3 protein-coding genes are annotated in these 2,967 nt (G+C 42.3%); all 3 read right to left on the bottom strand.

Translation table 11 applies throughout. The annotated features are described in order from the left end of the window. Positions 1-824: lysophospholipid acyltransferase family protein (locus BBROOKSOX_RS09790; protein WP_139661503.1), on the bottom strand; the 824-nt coding region annotated here is incomplete at its 3' end. A gap of 12 nt (positions 825-836) precedes the next feature. Then, positions 837-1,496 carry a tRNA 2-thiocytidine biosynthesis TtcA family protein gene (locus BBROOKSOX_RS09795; protein ID WP_306821349.1) on the bottom strand — a complete coding sequence of 220 codons (660 nt, stop codon included), beginning with the start codon at positions 1,494-1,496 and terminating at the stop codon, positions 837-839. 299 nt (positions 1,497-1,795) lie between these two features. Continuing rightward, positions 1,796-2,967 (bottom strand): inverse autotransporter beta domain-containing protein (locus BBROOKSOX_RS09800; protein ID WP_180323974.1); only part of this gene is annotated, 1,172 nt, incomplete at its 5' end.

The following is a 2,967-nucleotide window of genomic DNA, read 5'->3' on the forward strand; positions in this document are numbered from 1 at the left end:
CCTTTGAAGCGCTTATAATTCCACAAATACTGTTCAGGTTTGGTTTTAACCAACTGTTCAATCGCCTGATTCATCAAAGCCACATCATCCTCTACCCTGCCTGTGCTTGATAGGATGTTTACAGGCTTAATATTCAACTCATAACCTTTGCCCTTATCCAAGCGAGCTGCCCAAGCCATTAGTACTTTAGCCTTATTTTTTCTTGCTAATTTAACCAATAGGGTCATCGTTTGAGCATTTTGTCCAAAGAAAGGCGACACCACGCTGCCTTTTTCACCAGGATACTGGTCTGGCAAAATAGCGATCAGTTGCTTGTCTTTGAAGGCGCGTTGTAGTTTTAAAACGCCCTTTTTGTTCGCTGCTGCCATATACAAATCTTGTTGCTCACGCAAAGAAAGCAGCAAGGCGTTTTGTTTTTTATCCTGCAATTCCTTATACATAAAAGTCGTTGGCCTGTGTAGTGATACCACGCGAGCAGTGATCTCCCAGCAGCCAAAATGTGGCACCAATAAAATAGTATTTTCATCGCCTTGAAGATACTGTGCGCCCTTTGTTTTAACGATGTGTTTGGCATTATGCTTAAAACTGTTAAACCAAACAAAGCCAGATTCACTCAAGCCTTTGCCGGCTTCAATTAAGGATTTTTTAATCAAATCTTGTTGCTGTGCTTTAGTCAAATTGGGGAAACAAATCTCGATGTTTTTACGCACAACCTGCTCGGATTGGCTATTGCTTAGGTATAAAAGACGACCAATTAGAGTGCCCACCCAATGATTGAGTTTAAGCGGCATTATTGAGAACAGTTTTAAGAAAAATTCAATCATTCTAAAACCTCATTAACTCTCATCTAGCATGGGTTTCATGGCGCTAAGCAAGTTCTTATACAGGCTTGGAACACGCTTTTCCTCATCTAACAACCACTTTTTAAAATAAGCGCGCTCGCCCGGCATACTAAAACACGCTGGACAAGAATCTAGAATCACTGGCAAATCAGCAGACTTAGCAAAATCAGCCAATTGCCGTTCACGCACATACGCCATCGGGCGAATAACTCGCAAATCTTTACTGTCGTTAATATAGTGCGCTTTCATCGTTTGAATTTTGCCATTATGAAACATTGACATCATCAAACTCTCACACAAATCATCCAGATGCTGCCCCAAAGCTAGGACATTGTAGCCCTCTCTGCGCGCTACCTGATACATTAAGCCACGCTTAATGCGCGCACAAAACGAACAATAAGAATCGCCCTTCATGCTTTTTTTCGCTTGCTCCATAATGGGAAATTCTTCGAAAAAATATGGTGTATCAAACTTCTTGAAAAAACCTTCTAATGCCTGCGGCTCAAAACCTCCCACCTGTGGGTCGATCGTTACCACACCCAGTTCAAACTTCACAGGTGAAGTTGCTTGAAAATGACGCAAAATATGAAACAAACTGAGTGAGTCCTTGCCCCCTGACACTGCCAATAAAATCTTATCGCCTGTTTTAATCATACTAAAATCCCCAATCGCCCGCCCGACTGGTTTAAGAAGTAATTTAGGTAGCTTTTGCTTCATCATTTTTGGAATTTTACAGTCTATCTAATAGCGCACCTAACTATTGCTCAACAATGCTTGTGTTTTCTACTGCCATGCGTATTATAAAACCTCAGAAAACTAAAACAAAACGAGTGCTTTGGCTATTACAAAATAAATAAACTCTGGCAGAAATTGCCAACAAGCATAATCCCTTGTCTCAAAATTTAATAAACTGAAAGAGTGGAAGTGCCGATCAAATCACAAAAACAAAATGACTAATCCTTAATGCAACGAATACTAAAGCCGTAAGCACGACTAACACTCTGAAAAGCCGTATTTCCTTCGTTTGTGTAAATGGCAAAAAAACGACCAAATGACCCTCTAGCGGACCGACTCCACAAAGGGGCGCCAGTACCAACACCCAAAAATCTGCCGCCATCAGCAGTACGCGCACCAGAAGCTGGCAACTTCAGGAAGCTGGAAAAGGCCGTGGCAGTATCCTTAACCTTAGCTGTAGTAGCGAGAGTGATTAACTCTTCCTCAGTTGGCACGCTAAAGCCTGCTGGACAAATGTCATTGACTCCGCCGTCTACCCAAGCGGCTGCTCTAAGTGCGCCACTTATATCTGCTCCTGTGCCACTTCCGCTTACCCAGTCACCAGGAACTCTTTGGCTGATGATAAGTGTTGTTGTTGCTGGAGTGATGGAACTTGCCAGTGTTTTTGTTATGCCTGAATCCCTGGATTCATGACCATCTTTTGCTCGCCCCCATTGGTACAAATCACCATAACAAGCAGTATCTGTAACCGAGGTGCAAACTTGAGAGGCACCTAGATTTCTATCAAGCCAAACTCTGCCTGTGTCAGGTGAGAGGACCAGTCCGTAAGTTAGTCCATTAAACACTATCGTGTTGTCTTTTATTTTATTATCACGCTCCACCCAAGCAAGTGCGCTTAGGTTCATTTTATGGCTGTCTTTAAAGGCTTTGCTGGCAATCGCATAGTTGATGGATTTTTGCTTGTTGCCCAGCGGTAGTTTTACCGTGAATTTGCCATAGTTTGTGGCATTGATGGTGTTGTTGTTTTCTTGACCGAACTCGAAATTTACCGATGGGGTAAGCTCAATATCCACACCTAAAATATTACCCTTAATGTCTGGACCCGAGATAGTATCCCAGTGATAATAAGTGCCTTTGATCTTTGCCCAAGGTAGATAAGGGGCTTGACCGCTGAATTTGACATCATAACCTGAGAAAGCCTTTTCTCCTGTATCGTTAACTAATTTTTTGCCTGAAAGCATATGATATTTGTTAATATTGGCACTAAAGTTAGTGCGCTGGTATTCCAAACCAAGACTTAGGCGCCTGTGTCTGGATTTGGTCTCATAATCAGTAAAAACATTAATACCGACGATTGCCATGTCATCCTCTACCAATAGACGATGACCAA

This window comes from bacterium endosymbiont of Bathymodiolus sp. 5 South (assembly GCF_900128535.1).
Lineage (GTDB): Bacteria > Pseudomonadota > Gammaproteobacteria > PS1 > Pseudothioglobaceae > Thiodubiliella.